This window comes from Streptomyces sp. NRRL B-3229 (assembly GCF_000719505.1).
GTDB classification, from domain to species: Bacteria; Actinomycetota; Actinomycetes; order Streptomycetales; family Streptomycetaceae; genus Streptomyces; species Streptomyces griseorubiginosus.
The window spans coordinates 343,635-358,478 of record NZ_JOGP01000003.1; the positions used below are offsets into that span (position 1 = coordinate 343,635).

Annotated in this window: 11 protein-coding genes; 6 read left to right on the plus strand and 5 right to left on the minus strand. The window is 71.2% G+C overall.

What is annotated here, in order from left to right; genetic code table 11:
* Positions 1-16: 16 nt before the first annotated feature.
* From IF54_RS43870 to IF54_RS0106480, 4 genes are read left to right on the plus strand one after another with little or no spacing between them, the layout of a single operon-like run.
* A complete protein-coding gene (locus IF54_RS43870) occupies positions 17-991 on the plus strand; it encodes a YhjD/YihY/BrkB family envelope integrity protein (RefSeq protein ID WP_078851889.1) in 975 nt (324 codons plus the stop codon).
* A 1-nt stretch (position 992) separates the two neighbouring features.
* Positions 993-1,460, plus strand: coding sequence for an SHOCT domain-containing protein (locus IF54_RS0106470; protein WP_030315433.1), 468 nt, complete (start codon positions 993-995; stop codon positions 1,458-1,460).
* A 31-nt stretch (positions 1,461-1,491) separates the two neighbouring features.
* Positions 1,492-1,938 carry a DUF7144 family membrane protein gene (locus IF54_RS0106475; RefSeq protein WP_020135320.1) on the plus strand — a complete coding sequence of 149 codons (447 nt, stop codon included), beginning with the start codon at positions 1,492-1,494 and terminating at the stop codon, positions 1,936-1,938.
* A 58-nt stretch (positions 1,939-1,996) separates the two neighbouring features.
* The gene (locus tag IF54_RS0106480; RefSeq protein ID WP_037819398.1) at positions 1,997-3,328 is read left to right on the plus strand and encodes a diacylglycerol/lipid kinase family protein; all 1,332 of its coding nucleotides are present in this window, start codon (positions 1,997-1,999) and stop codon (positions 3,326-3,328) included.
* A gap of 237 nt (positions 3,329-3,565) precedes the next feature.
* Here IF54_RS0106480 and IF54_RS0106485 read toward each other — a convergent pair whose 3' ends face one another.
* From IF54_RS0106485 to IF54_RS0106505, 5 genes are all read right to left on the minus strand, one after another.
* Positions 3,566-4,111 (minus strand): hypothetical protein, encoded by a 546-nt coding sequence (locus IF54_RS0106485; protein WP_030315440.1) that lies wholly within the window; start codon positions 4,109-4,111, stop codon positions 3,566-3,568.
* A 28-nt stretch (positions 4,112-4,139) separates the two neighbouring features.
* A complete protein-coding gene (locus IF54_RS0106490) occupies positions 4,140-4,670 on the minus strand; it encodes an RDD family protein (RefSeq protein WP_051735346.1) in 531 nt (176 codons plus the stop codon).
* Positions 4,667-5,533, minus strand: coding sequence for a hypothetical protein (locus IF54_RS40450; protein WP_051735347.1), 867 nt, complete (start codon positions 5,531-5,533; stop codon positions 4,667-4,669). Before IF54_RS40450 ends, IF54_RS0106490 begins: the two co-directional genes overlap by 4 nt.
* 5 nt (positions 5,534-5,538) lie before the next feature.
* A complete protein-coding gene (locus IF54_RS0106500) occupies positions 5,539-7,329 on the minus strand; it encodes a SulP family inorganic anion transporter (protein WP_030315445.1) in 1,791 nt (596 codons plus the stop codon).
* A 270-nt stretch (positions 7,330-7,599) separates the two neighbouring features.
* Positions 7,600-10,563, minus strand: coding sequence for a GH59 galactosidase (locus tag IF54_RS0106505; RefSeq protein ID WP_030315447.1), 2,964 nt, complete (start codon positions 10,561-10,563; stop codon positions 7,600-7,602).
* Between the two features lie 168 nt (positions 10,564-10,731).
* Between IF54_RS0106505 and IF54_RS0106510 the strand changes: the two genes are divergently transcribed.
* Positions 10,732-12,546 carry an ABC transporter ATP-binding protein gene (locus IF54_RS0106510; protein ID WP_078851890.1) on the plus strand — a complete coding sequence of 605 codons (1,815 nt, stop codon included), beginning with the start codon at positions 10,732-10,734 and terminating at the stop codon, positions 12,544-12,546.
* Positions 12,547-13,459: 913 nt separating this feature from the next.
* Entirely contained in the window at positions 13,460-14,830 is a 1,371-nt protein-coding gene (locus IF54_RS0106515) for a sugar transferase (RefSeq protein WP_030315450.1), read from the plus strand.
* Positions 14,831-14,844: the final 14 nt, after the last annotated feature.

Here is a 14,844-nt window from a genome sequence, read left to right on the forward strand (position 1 = left end):
GGGCGCCGGGTGAGCCATGAACAGGAACTCCGATGCGGTCCACCCGGCACGCGGGGCCCGGGCCGCACGGGTCGTGGAGAGCGTACGGTCCAGCGCGCTGGGCCGGTTCCTGCCCCGGCTGTCGGCGCTCAACGTCGTCGAGGGCGCCATGAGACTGGCGGCCCAGGCCTTCCTCGCCGTGCTCCCGTTGCTCATGACGGTGGCCGCGTTCGCACCCCCCGGCGTGCAGGACCTGCTGGCCGACTCCCTGCGCTCGGTGCTCGGAGTACGGGGCGACACCCTCGACGAGGTGCGCCGGACCTACGAGGCCACCGGTCCTACCCGGGACTCCGTCGGCGTCCTGGGGGTGCTCGTCGCCCTGGCGTCCGCCACCGCGTTCAGCCGGGCCCTGCAAGCCGTCTTCGAACGCTGCTGGCGGCTGCCCAGGGCACCGCTGCGGGCCGCGGTCTGGCGCTGGCCCCTGTGGCTGGTGGTGTGGCTGGTGTTCCTGCTGACCCAGGCGCCGGTGCGCGACGGGTTCGGGGCTGGTCCGGCCGTCGGTCTGACGATGTCCCTGCTGTCGACGACGCTGCTGTGGTGGTGGTCCCAGCACCTCTTCCTGGGCGGCCGGATCGGCTGGCGGAGCCTGCTGCCGGGCGCGATGCTCGCCGGGACCGGCACGGTCGCGCTGAGCGGGGCCGCCCGGCTGGTCATGCCCACCGCGATGGAGCGCAGCCTCGCCGAGTTCGGCCCGCTGGGCCCCGTCTTCACCTTCCTGTCCTGGCTGATCGGCGTCTTCCTCGTCGCCGTGTCGGGCCTGGCCGCGGGAGAGGCCATCGCCACCGGCGCCTGGTACCGGAAGGTCTCCGCCCCGCTCTTCCGCCCCGCGGACCGTGACCCGGCCCGGTCACCCGCTCACCCGCGCCGGGTGAAGCCGTCGGCTCCTTGCCGTGGGCACGCTGAGAACGCACAGACAGGCGGCCGGGCCAAGGCCCCGGACGGAGGAGAGTGACATGAGCGAGTCCACGTACCTCGCGTACGACTACCCGCTGCTGAGCGTCTTCTGGTCGATGCTCTGGTTCTTCCTGTGGATCATGTGGTTCGTCCTGCTCTTCCGGGTCGTCGTCGACATCTTCCGCGACGACGCCATGAGCGGCTGGGCCAAGGCCAGCTGGCTGGTGTTCACGATCGTCCTGCCCTTCCTGGGCGTCTTCGTGTACATCATCGCCCGCGGCAAGAACATGGGAAGCCGTGAGGTCGCCCAGGCTCGCGCGCAGCAGCAGGCCTTCGACTCCTACATCCGCGAGACCGCCAAGGGCGGCGGCGGAACCAGCAGTGTCGACGAGCTCGCCAGGCTGTCGGAGATCCGGGCCAAGGGCGACATCACCGACGAGGAGTTCGCCCGGGCCAAGGACCTCGTCCTGAGCGGCCACGGTTCGGGGACCGCCTCCACCGGTGTCGCCGCCGGCTCCCGGCACTGAGCACACCGAACGATCGAAACGAGGGGTCAGGATGACCGCCACACACACCACGCACCGCACCACGGCCAAGCAGGACTGGGCCGCCGGCACGACGGTCTTCGCGGCCGTCATGCTGATGCTCGCGGGAGTGCTCGACATCTTCCGGGGCATCATGGCCATCGCCGAGGACGACGTCTTCGTCACGACGCGCAACTACGTCTTCGAGTTCGACCTCACCAGCTGGGGCTGGATCCACCTCGCGCTGGGAGTGGTGGGCGTGCTGGTGAGCCTCGGCCTCTTCCGCGCGGCCACCTGGGCGCGCGTGGCCGGCGTGGCCATCGCCGGACTCATCATCATCGCCAACTTCCTCTCCCTGCCGTACTACCCGGCCTGGTCGATCGTGATGATCGCGATGTCGGGGTTCATCATCTGGGCCCTGTGCACGGTCCGGCGCGACGACTCCTTCGAGCCCTTCGAGCGTCCCGGACGCGACATGTGACGACCCGTCGAGTGCGTGGCCCATGGGTGAGGGCCGCGCCGGGAGGGAGGGCGAGGACATGGAACGGCAGCAACGCGACGGTGCACGCACCGGCAGCGTCCTCCGGGCCCGCCTCGCCCTCCTCGCCCTGCTGTGCAGCGTCCTGGTGCCGCTCCTGGTGGCCGGACTGCGCAGTGTGCTGTGGGCCCTCCTAGGGATCGCCGGACTGGCGGTAGCCGCCGTCGGGGTGTGGTGGACGCTGGCCCACACCGGTGTTTTGCGCGTCCTCGGGCTGGTGCTGTCGGTGACCGCGCCGCTCACCGTGCTCTCCCTGTACGCGGCGTGGGGCATGCTGGGCCCGGCCTGTCTGTCCCTGGTCCTGTGGATCCTGGCCGTCGTTTCAGCACGTACGGCCCTCGCGCCCCCTCGCTCCCCGGCCCGGCGGGCACCGGCACCGCACGATCCCTGGGTCGTGATGAACCCCCGCTCCGGCGGCGGCAAGGTGGGACGCTTCGGCCTGGTGGAGAAGGCCCGGTCGGCCGGCGCCCGCGTCGTACTGCTCGACGGGGACCAGGACGTGGTGCAACTCGCCCGGCAGGCCGTGGCCGAGGGCGCCGACCTGCTGGCGGTGGCCGGCGGCGACGGCACCCAGGCCCTCGTCGCCGAGGTGGCGGCCCGGCACGACCTGCCCTTCGTGGTGATCCCCGCCGGGACCCGCAACCACTTCGCCCTCGATCTCGGGCTCGACCGCGACGATCCGGCGGCAGCCCTCGAAGCCCTCACCGACGGCGTGGAACAGCCTGTGGACCTCGGCTTCGCCGCCGACCGGGTGTTCGTCAACAACGCCTCGTTCGGGACGTACGCCTCCGTGGTCGCCGACCCCGCCTACCGCGACGCCAAGCTGCACACGACCCTGCGGACCCTTCCCGGACTGCTCACCGGCGAGGACGCGCCGGGCCTGCGGATGCGGGCCGGGACCACGCGGGTCGGCGGACTCCAGGCGCTGCTCGTCAGCAACAACCCCTATCTGCGGGCGGTCGACGCGACCCGTCCCGGACGCCGGGAACGCCTCGACTCGGGGCTGCTCGGAGTGCTGGGCGTGCGCGTGGCGAACACCGCGCAGGCAGCCCGCCTGGTGCGCGGCGAGCGCTCCGGGTCCGTGATGCGGCTGCGGGTCGACGAGGTCGTCGTGGACGCGGACACCGCCGACATCGCGGTCGGCATCGACGGAGAACACGTCCTGCTGCCGACCCCCGTGGTCTGCCGCACCGAGCCGGGAGCGCTCCGGGTCCGCGTGCCACGTCACCGCCCCGGCAGGCCGGTGCTCGCGGCACCGGCGGACTGGCGCCGCGTGGCCCGACTGGCCCGGGGCGGGCGCGGTGCCGGGGCCGCGGAGCGGGGTGCGCGGTAACGGCCTTCTGCTTGGCGACCGACCGATCTCGCGGACCGCGGGCGTACGTGGCACGGACCCCAGGCGTACGTGGCACGGACCCTGGACGTACGCGGCGAGGACCCCAGGCGTACGCGGCGGGGACCCTGGACGTACGCGGCGCGGACCGCCGGCACACGCGACGCTCCGGCCGGGAGGCAGACGATCCCGGCCGGAGATACGGGTCACCCACACCCGACTACGTCACCCCGTCCTCGGTCACCCCGTCCTCGCGGTCAGCCGCCCGGTGGCCTGCTGAGCCGCCGTCAGGTCGTCGATGGTCTGGGTCGTCGCCAGCAGCTCCGCCGCCACCGGCGCCAGGGCCTGCGGTGTCAGGAAGCCCTCGGCGACGGGCAGGCCGCCCGCGTCCCGGATGGCCTCGCGCAGCGGCTTGGCCCACAGGTGCTCCAGCAGCACGAAGGCCGCCGCCGTACCGGGCAGGAGTTCCTCCGCGAGCGCCCTGAGATCGCGCGGAGTGAACCCGAAGGCCCTGGTGCCGGGGCCGTACTCCGGTGCGCCGCGGGTCGAGTCCGGGAAACGGGGCGTCAGACCGAGCAGCGCCTCGACGGTCTCACCCATGCCCTCCGCCTCGTAGTTGAGGCCGACCGTGTCGCCGTCGATCTCCTTCTGGAGGAACAGCACGTCCAGGACCCGTATCTGCCCCTTGCCCTCCAGGACCGCCAGTTCCTGGAGCACACGGCCCTCGAACGCCGCGTCGGGGCCGAACTCGATGGTCAGCAACTGCACCGGACCGAGTGTCGCCATGACTTCACTCCCTTCCTCCGCCCCGGGTTCATCCCATCCGGCCGCGCGCGTCCCGCGCCTCACCCGCGGAAGGTGAACCCGTAGGACGGTTGCGCGTACGGCCGTACCAGTCGTGCACGACCGCACTGCCCGTCACCGCGTCCTGGAGCGACGCCCCGCGCCGGCTGAACGGGATCCACAACAGCCCCACGGGCAGCGCGGCGCAGAGCAGGGCCCGGAGCAGGGCCGTGCCCCAGGTGAGCCGCCGCCCCGAACGGTCCGTCACCCGCAGGCCCATCAACTGGTCTCCGGCGGTGCGCCCGCCGAAGAGCCATCCGCAGGTGAGGTAGACGACGAGGGCCGTGGAGCCGAGGGCCGCGGTGGCGCCGGGCGCGAGGTCGGGGTACGCGAACGGCGGGCCCACCAGCAGCCGGTGGGCCGCGGCGTACCCGGCCTCGGCGGCCAGCAGGATCGCCAGCACCACGAGCAGGTCCGCGACGGCCGCCGCCGTCCGCGACACCAACCCCGCCGGACGCCCCTGCACTTCCTGCGGGCGACGTGCGCGGGCCGGGGCGGTCACGGCGTCTCCACCGGTGCGGCCGGCCCGTCGGTGAACCCGCCCGCCCCGGACGGGCCCGCCCGGTGCAGCAGCCGGTCCGTGAGCCGCTGCACCAGCCGGTCGGCGCGGGCGTTCTGCTCACGGAACGCGTCCAGCGTCTCCGTGGTGATGCTTCCGCCGGTGTCCCGGACCACCCGGCCGAGGTCGAGTTCCTCGAGCACCGACTCGGCGTACGCCACGAGGTCGACGCGGGCGAGGACGGGGTCCGGGTCGACCCGGGCGATCAGGGCGTCCAGGTCCACCCGGTCGAGCACGCCGTCGAGGTCGACGCGGGCCAGCACGGCGTCCAGGTCGACGCGGGCGAGCACCGCGTCGAGGTCGAGACGGGCCAGCACCCCGTCCAGGTCCAGGCGGGCCAGCACCGCGTCCAGATCCAGGCGGGCGGCGACGCGGTCGACGTCGAGGCGGTCGGCCACGGCGTCGACGTCGATCTCGTCGAGGACGGCGGCGGTCAGCGCGCGGACCAGCGCCCGGGCGCGCAGTTCCGCCTCGGCACGGGCCCGCAGCCGCTCCGCCGCGCCGAGGGCACTCCAGCGTGCCACCCGCCGGCCGACGGCGTCGGCCGCGAACGACGGCACGAGGACCCGTACCGCGGCCCGGGTGCAGGGCACGGCCACGGCGCCGACTCCCGTCACGACCGCCCGCGACCGGCGCCGCAGCTCCCACGCGAGACCGAACGCCGCGTCCGGTACGGCCGGCGAGCCCCGGCGCCGTACCTGTGCCGCGCCCTCGGCGGTGTCGGCGACGGCCCGTACGGCGAGATCGACCAGCCCCACGGCCAGCCGTGCCACCTCCGCGGCGGCTCCCCTGTCGGTGCTGCCCATCCGCCTCACCTCCTGTCGAGCGGTCTGGTGTCGGGGCCGACGGACCACTCGGCCCCGGTGCTGCGGCTGAAGGCGGTGACAGCGGCCTCCACGGTGGGGAAGAACCGGTCGGGATCGATGGTGCGGGTGAGCCCGTACCGCTCGATCTTCCGCCGTACCGGGTCCTTGAGCTCGGCGAAGACCAGCCGGACGTGGCGGACGCTGAGCGCGGTGTCGAGTTCGTGCAGCACATCCGCCGCGGTGGTGTCCACGTCCGTCATGGGCTCCGCGGCGACGACGATCCAGCGTGGCCGGGGATCGGACCCGGCCAGCCGTCGCACCTCGTCCCGGAAGCTCTTGGCGTTGGCGAAGAACAGCGGCGCGTCGAACCGGTAGATGACCAGCCCCGGCAGCCTGTCCGCGCCCGGGTAGGAGCGGATGTCGTGGTACCCCTCCAGGCCCGGCACCCGCCCGAGCACGGTGTCGTACGGCCACCAGGCCCGCCGGAAGACGTTGAGGACCGAAAGGCCGACCGCGATGGCGATGCCGGGCAGCACGCCGAGCAGGGCGACCCCGACGAACGCGGCGACGCACAGCAGGAATTCGGCCCGTCGCTGCCGCCACAGCCGTACCGCGCCCGGGATGTCGGCCAGCGACAGGGACGCGGCGATGACCACGGCGGCCAGCGCGGGCTGCGGGAGGTTGCGGAACAGGCCCGGCACCAGAACCAGCATGAGCACGATCAGGACCGCACCGACCACGCCGGTGAGCTGGGTCTTCGCGCCCGTGCGCTCGGCGACCGCCGTACGGGAGCCGCTCGCGCTGACGGGGAAGCCCTGGAAGAGCCCGGCCGCCAGGTTCGCCGCCCCGACCCCCGCCATCTCCTGGTTCCCGTGCACCTCCTGCCCGGTACGGGCCGCGAACGCCGACGAGTTGGAGATGGTGTCGGCCAGTGACACCACGGCGATCCCGAGGGCGCCGGCGAACAGCGGGACCAGGTCGTCGGCCCGTACGTGGGGAAGCGTGAACGGCGGGAAGCCCTCCGGCAGCCGGCCGACCAGCCCGACGCCGTGCTCGTCGAGGTCGAGGAGCGAGGCCGCCGCGATCGCGAGGGCGACCATCACGAGCACGGCGGGCACCTTGGGCAGCAGCCGCTGCAACAGCAGGATCAGGACCAGCCCCGAGACGCCCACGGCCGCCGCCGCGGGTACCGTCGCCCCCTCGGCCAGCTTCCGCACCAGTCCGGCGCACTCGCCGAGCAGGTTGTCCGCGTCGACCTTGAACCCGAGCAGCTTCGGCAGCTGGCCGATGAGGATGGTCAGGGCCAGGCCGTTCATGTAGCCGATCATGGTCGGCTTGGAGATGAGGTCCGCGATGAAACCGAGGCGGGCCACGGAGGCCAGGATCATGATGCCGGCCACCATCAGCCCGAGCATCGAGGCCAGGGCGACCGCCCGCTCCGGGTCCCCGTCCGACGCGACGAGGGGGAGCACCGTGGCGGCGATCATCGGGCCGAGCGAGGAGTCGGGACCGAGCACCAGGATCCGGGACGGGCCGCACACCGCGTAGCCGAGGAGGCACAGGATCGTGGTGTACAGGCCGGTGATGGGCGGCAGCCCCGCGAGTTCCGCGTACGCCATGCCCTGCGGGACGAGCAGGGTGGTGAGGGCGATCCCGGCCACCACGTCCTTGGCCAGCCACTCGCGCCGGTAGCCCGTGAGCGCCTGGACCCCCGGCACGGTTCGCAGCTGTCCCCACGGCCCCCGGACGTCGTGACCGGTGGTCGTGGACCGTCCCTGCGACTGCTGGCCGTCCATCCGCCCTTCCCGACCTCGTCACGGCCCTCGACTGGTCCTCGGGCGCGGAACGCTGTGCCCTTCAAGGATCCGGCCGCCCCGCCCGCACGGCTTCACCCCGCGAGGGTGACCGGGGGGAGCCGGGAAGGACCGTCCGCACCGGTCGTGCGCGGACGGACGACCCTTCACCGTCGTGCGCGAGCCACCCGCGCAGGTCAGGCCTCCCCGCGCACCGGCCCGTACCGCGTGCCGGTCAGGTTTCCTCCCGTACCGGCCCGTGCCGCGTGCCGGTCAGGTTTCCTCGCGCACCAGCCCGTCCCGCGCCGCGGTGAGCCGGCTCGCGAGCTGGTCGACGCCGATGACGTCGAGGCCGCGCTGCCCGTCCACGGCCGCCCTGGCCGCCGAGCGGGTGGCGCTGAACACGGCCCAGGAGTCGGCCGTCCAGTCGGACCGGTCCGGGGATCCCACCGCGTCCAGGGCGGTGCGCAGGGGCATGGTGTCGACCCGGCCGTCCACGTCACCGGAGAGCGCGGTGAAGGCGTCTAGGACGATCTTCCCGGACCGCAGGGTGAGCGTCGCCGTGTGCCGGCCCTCCCGCAGGCCCCGGAGCCGGTAGGTCGCCTGGCGCTTGTCGCTGGCGACCGTCCGCGCGCCCCGGGCGAGCGGCCGTCCGTCCACGGTGACGTCGAGGACGGCACTGCCGTCGTTGCCGCCGATGACGTCGAGGCCGGTACCGGTGAACGGGACGGTCACGGACGCCCCGGCGGTGGCGCCGGTCGATGTCGACCGGTACCAGTTCATCGCGTCCCCGAGGGAGGCGTTCCGGCTCCATGTGCCGTCGTAGCCGACCCAGCCGTCCATGTTGTCGGTCAGCGCGGTGGCGTACGGCGTGTAGCCGGCGACCTTCTCCACCTTCAGGTTGTCGAAGCCGACCTTGTGGAAGTCGGAACCGAGCTTGACGCGGCCCCCGGTCACCGGCGTCGGGTCCTGGTACTCGGCCACGGCCTGGCCGTCGACGGAGACGGTGACCCGCGCACCCTTCGCCTCGACGGCGAGGCGGTAGCCGTCGGCCGGGGCGACCGTGCCGGTGCGGATCGCCGTGCCGTAGCGGTAGAAGGTCCAGTTCCCGGCCGGTCCGATCCCGATGCCGTACGCGGCGTCGGTCGCCGCCATGCCCTTCTGCTGCCGCACGCCCAAGGTGGCGAGGCCGCCCTGCGGATCGGGGAAGGAGACGTCGACCGAGGCCCTGTAGTTCTCCCAACGGAAGTCACCGACCGTGGTGTTGGGGGTGTTCCGGTTCCAGGCGCCGGTGTCCTTCATGGACTGGTCCAGGTACTGGTACAGGACGTTGTCGCCGTCGGCGTCCTTCCCGACCTCCCAGGCACCTGTCTGGTCCACCAGGTACCGCGGCTGGTTGCCCCGGGACGTGAGGTACGGCTGGGACACCGTGCGCGCGCCGTCGTCCGTGCCGACCCGGACCGGGCGCTCCTCCTCGTACCCGAAGTCGTCGGCGTACAGCACGCCGTCACGGGTGTCGTGCCGTTTGCCGGTCGCGTCGGTGTCGAGCACGGTGCGGGCCCCGGACTCCGGGAGGCGTTGCCGCGTCGCCTTGTCGTGGCTGCGGTCGAGCGTGGTGAAGGTGACGATCGAGCGCGGCTTCACCGTGTAGGTGTAGTACTTCTCGTCGTCGGGGCGGAGTTGGGCGGCCAGGTGCTTGAAGTTCGCGTCGTAGGCCTGGCCGGGGTCGGCCGCGCGGGTCTCCCAGACCTCCATGGTCGGATCGTCGCCCAGGTCCATGTTCTCGGCCTTGATGCGGTAAGTCCTCGTCCGGTCGCTGTCGTTGACGGCGATCGTCGAGAAGTCCCGCTTCTTCGGGTCGGCGAGGGTCAGGTAGCTGGGCGCGCCGTTGGAGCCGTCGACGTTCTCGGTGCCGCTCACCCCGCTGTAGCTCGCCTCGGGCACCGTGCGCCAGATGCCGGCCGTGTTGGTGGAGTTCTCCCACCCTGTCTTCGCGAACTGGGTGAAGTGCTGCATCACGTACAGCGCGGCGTCGTAGTGGATGTTCCCCGACCACGGGTCGCGGGCGCTGACCAGCTCCTTGTGGCTGTACTGGGCGCCCTCGTAGAAGGCGCCGATCGCCGGCTGGAAGATGTAGTGGGTCCGCTTGGAGTCGGCGTAGCTCTTCACCGAGCGGTTGGCGACGTCCAGCGCGCTCTGCACACCGCCGATACCCGTGCTCGCGCCCCCCGGGCCCTCGGTGTTGTGGACCCGGTAGTCCGTCCAGCCGAAGGAGCCGACGCCCTCGCTGTACCAGACCTCTTTGTCCTGCCCGTAGGTGTTCTCACCGGTCGCGAGCTTCGTGTAGGGCCGGTAGGTGGCGCTGTCCGGAGTGCCGTCGAGCCGGTCCTCGGTGGTGTAGTGGTAGCCCACCGCGTCGACCGTGCCGAAGAGTTCGGCGTCCGTGAGCATCGCCGGGCCGATGTTCTTCGTGGTGTTCTCGTCCGAGGTGACGATCTTGATGCCGTGGTACGCCTTCGCCGCAGCCTGTTGCTGACGGGGCGTCAGGCCGTAGCGCGGGTCGGCGAAGTCGGTGTCGTTCGTCAGTGCGTTCTTGTACCACTTGAGGAAGGAGATGTCCGGCTTCGTGGTCTCGTTGGTGTCGGGATCGACGTAGTCGACCATGTACCCGTACTTCTCGTACGCGTCGAGGATCGTCTCCTTGTACCACTTGTACATCTCGTCGGTGCCGGTGCCCTTGTTCCACTCGGTCTGGACCCACTGGGGCATGACCCAGCGCAGGATCGAGACCTTCAGGCCCGGGTTCACCGTCTTGGCGTCGGCGGCCAGCTGGAAACCGGGGGAGCGGGACGCGTCGGCGAGCTCGTCCGCCGTGCGCATGGTCGCCGGGTCGGAACCGGTCGAGGTGTTGGTGTCCGAACCCATCTCGATCTTCACATGGTTGATCAGCGGGTTCCGCCCGCCGAACAGCACCCGGACCAGCTGCCAGTACCGCTGCGGATGCTCGGCCTTGTAGTCCATCAGCAGATTGCTCGTGCTGTTGCAGCTGAGCAGGCCGAGGCCCTTGTAGGTGAGGCCGTTGACGTTGTCGGCGCGTACGTCGTGCCCGTCGACCACGACCTGCACGGGATCGTCCGCGGAGTGGGCCGCGGGGGCTGCCGCGGTCAGCCCTGCCGTCAGTGCCATGGTGGTCGCCGCGGCGAGCGACGCCCAGCCGAATCCTCGCTTCATACCCATTCGGGGGACCGTAGGTGGCAAGCGCTTTCTGGGTCAATCCCCTTGCGTCACTTGAGAGTTGCCGAATCCCTCGGCTCCTGGCCCGGCGTAAAACACGTGGACCGCGCGGTGGCCGCCACGGGACACTTCCCAACTCGGACCGTTACTCCCCAGACACACAGGGTTAGGATGCAGACGCCTGAGCTGGAGAAAACCGCACCGCGCAGGGGCGCGGTGCTCCTCGCACTCCGTTACTACGGACGGGAGTTGGCCCGCCTGCGCAGGCTGACCGCTCCCGCCATGCTGATGTTCGGACTGGGCAACATCGGCCTCAACTACCTCGCCCCGCTGGTCGTGGCCAAGCTGGCCGGAGACATCGCCGGCGGTGACGAACTCACCATCAGGACGGCCCTGCCGTACGTCCTGGGCTTCGCCGGTGTCCTGCTGATCGCCGAGGCGATGTGGCGGGTCGCCCTGCACTGCATGAACCGTCTCGACGCCCTCGGCATCGAGCACCTCTACATCATCGGGATGGACGAACTGTTCGCCAAGGACGCCGCGTTCTTCCACGACAACTTCGCCGGGTCGCTCACCAAGCGGGTCCTGAGCTTCGCCACCCGCTTCGAGCCCTTCGTCGACACCCTGTGCTTCCAGGTCGTGGGCAGCGTCGTACCGCTGCTGTTCGGCTCGGTGGTGCTGTGGCGTTACGAACCGCTGCTCGTCGTGGGGCTGTTGACGATGATCGTGGTGACGGCGCTGGTCGCGGCACCCCTCATCCGGCGCCGCCAGGAACTGGTCGCCGAACGCGAGGCGGCGGTCGCCCGGGTGTCCGGGCACGTCGCCGACAGCCTGATGAACATGGACACCGTGCGGGCGTTCGGCGCCGAGGAGCGGGAGGCCGCCGAGCACCGGTCGCGCGTCGCGACCTCACGCCGGCTCATGCTCAGGTCGTGGGACTACGGCAATCTGCGCATCGACACCTTCGTCGCACCGATGTCGGTGCTGACCAACGCGCTGGGTCTGCTGCTCGCGGTGACCCTGGGCGGGGGCGAGCACGGCGTGGAGGCGGTGGTGGTCGCCTTCACCTACTACTCCAACGCCACCCGGATCATGTTCGAGTTCAACCAGATCTACCGTCGGCTGGAGAGCTCGATGACGGAGGCCGCGCAGTTCACCGAGCTGCTGATGACCCCGCCGACCGTGCTCGACCCGCCGTCGCCCGAGCCGCTGGTGCCCGGGGCCGCCGACGTCCGCTTCGAGGGGGTGCACTTCCGCCACGCGGGAGCGGAGCGGCTCTTCGATGGGCTCGACCTCGTCGTGCCCGGCGGGACCAAGGTCGGCCTCGTCGGACGCTCCGGCGGCGGCAAGACCACGCTCACCCGGCTGCTGCTGCGGATGCAGGACATCGAGGGCGGCCGGATCCTGATCGGCGGCCAGGACATCAGTCGGCTGCGCCAGACCGACCTGCGCTCCCTGATGGCCTACGTCCCGCAGGATCCGGCCATGTTCCACCGCACCCTGCGCGACAACATCGCCTTCGCCCGGCCGGAGGCCACCGAGGCCGAGATCCGCCGGGCGGCCGAGGCGGCCCACGTCACGGAGTTCGCCGACGCGCTGCCGGACGGCTTCGACACGCTCGTGGGGGAGCGGGGCGTCAAACTGTCCGGTGGTCAGCGCCAGCGCGTCGCGCTCGCCCGGGCGATCCTGCGGGACGCGCCGATCCTGCTCCTCGACGAGGCGACCAGCGCGCTGGACTCGGAGAGCGAGATCCTGGTCCAGGAGGCGCTGTGGCGGCTCATGGAGGGGCGGACGGCCCTGGTGGTGGCCCACAGGCTGAGCACCGTCGCGGGCATGGACCAGCTCGTCGTCCTCGACCGCGGTCGGATCGTGGAGCAGGGCAGCCACCAGGAACTGCTCTCCCTGGACGGGCCGTACGCGAAGCTCTGGCGCCACCAGTCGGGAGGCTTCCTCGAAGACAGGCCGGTGGAGGCCGAGTTGCGCTGAACGGGGCGGTTGCGGGCAAGGAGGACAGGTTGCCGGAGGCGCCCTGAGCGGGGGGCGCCTCCCGGACCCGCGGGGGCGCGTGGGCGGGTTCCGAGCTCCGGTCAGGAGGTGTCGGTTCGACGTCCAGTTCTGCACTTTGGCGATCGCGCACCGAACGCCGATGACAGCACGCTCGTTGCGTATGAGTCGTTTTCGGCCTTTGGCCGGCGGTGTCCTGATCGGTCGCACGGCCCGGGGATCACCCCGGGGGATACCGTCCTGCAACCGCAGACTGCTGTCTTCGCAGCTCACGAGGCCCGCCATGGTGCCCGAAGCGTGTGCAGCGGCGACGACTCGACTGACTCATCTCCAAATCGTAAGCACATATTCCACACATGCCCCCTTGCGGACGGGTCTTGATGGTCTAGATTGACCTTGCTGCTCATGGTGGGACACGGGGCGACAAATAGTGATCTATTGGTCTGACGCTGCGGATACGAAGCAGAAACGTCTCGGCGTCGGGCGCGGGGTGGTCGGTTCTTGGAACCCGAGGGGGGCTTCGGGTGCGGGGAGCATCCGAGGTGTCAGTGGGTTCGGGAACAACTCGAAAGTCTGGCGGAACGTGCAAGTCTACTTTCTTCCTAGGTGAGTTCCTTTACTCGGTGTTGACCTAGGCATGCCATTCGGGGGGTGCTGCCTCCCGGCAGGAGAACAGTGCGACGTGGGGCGGGGGCCCGCGAGGAACAGTGCGGGAGGCGGGGGCCTCCCGGAGGGGGGTAGGAACGATGTCTGGCAATCAGGTCGTACCACTGGGGACCGGGGGGCTTCCGTGCCGGATGGGGGGATAGCCAGACCCTTTCCGGCGGCGCACGAGCTGACGGACAGGGCGACAGGGCAGTCGGCGAACGACTGGGAGCAGCGCTACCGCCGTACCGTGATCACCAGCGACACGGTGACCACCGCCTTCGTGGTGGCGGGGATCGGCGAGTTCTTCGGGGCCCGGGACGCGGCCAACTGGCATGAGAAATGGGGCATTCTCGCCTTCGGCACCGAACTGCTGGTGCTGGCGGCGCTCGCGGTGGGCCGGGCGTGGGCTCCGGCCGTGCTCGGCCAGGGTGCCGAGGAGTTCCGCAGGCTCGGACGTTCCCTGTTCGCGGCGACCGTCGTGCTCGCGCTCGGCGGGATCGCCCTCACCTCACGCAACATCAAGCTCTGGATCTTCGTCGCGATCCCTGCCATCGCGCTGGTCACCATGACCGCGCGCTATGTGCTCCGCCTCGGGCTGCACAAGCAGCGCAAGGAAGGGCAGTGCCTGAGACCGGTGCTCGCCGCCGGGAGCCCGGCCACCGTGAGCGACCTGATCAACCGCACCCGCAAGTTCCCGCACCTCGGATGGCGGGTGGACGGGGTGTGCACGACGGAGGGCCGCGGGTTCGACGATGACGAACTGGACGGAGTGCCGGTCGTCGGCCAGCTCACGGACGTCGCCAAGTACGTGGAGAACGACGGCTACCGGGTCGTCGCGGTCACACCGGACCCGTACTGGACTCCGGAGCGGTTGCAGCGGCTCGCCTGGAACCTCGAGGGCAGCGAGGCCGAGATGGTCGTGGCCCCGGTGCTGATGGAGGTGGCAGGACCGCGGCTGCACGTCGACGCCGTGCTCGGGATCCCGCTGCTGCGGGTCAGCATGCCGACGTTCACCGGGGGCCGCCGGGCCATCAAGGCGGTCGTCGACCGGCTGGGCTCGGCGTTCCTGCTGATCCTGTTCGCGCCGCTGATGATCCTCGTCGGACTGCTCGTGGTGGCGGACAGCCGGGGCGGGGCGTTCTACAGCCAGCGCCGGGTCGGCAAGGACGGCCGCGAGTTCACCATCCTCAAGTTCCGTACCATGGTCGCCGACGCCGACCGGGTACGTGCCCAGCTGGCCGACCGCAACGAGGGCGCGGGGCTGCTGTTCAAGATGCGCCGGGACCCGCGGGTGACCCGGGTCGGCACCGTGCTGCGCCGGTACTCGCTCGACGAACTCCCGCAGCTCTTCAACGTGCTCACGGGATCGATGTCGCTCGTCGGTCCACGCCCTCCGCTGCCGGAGGAGTCCGCCGCGTACGGCCCGGACATCCGGCGGCGACTGCTGGTCAAGCCCGGCCTCACCGGCCTGTGGCAGATCAGCGGACGCAGCGACCTGCCATGGGAGGAGGCCGTCCGCCTCGACCTGCGGTACGTGGAGGACTGGTCGCTCGCCCTGGACGCGGTGATCTTGTGGAAGACGCTGCGCGCGGTGCTCTACGGCCAGGGGGCCTACTGATGTGCGGGGGGCGC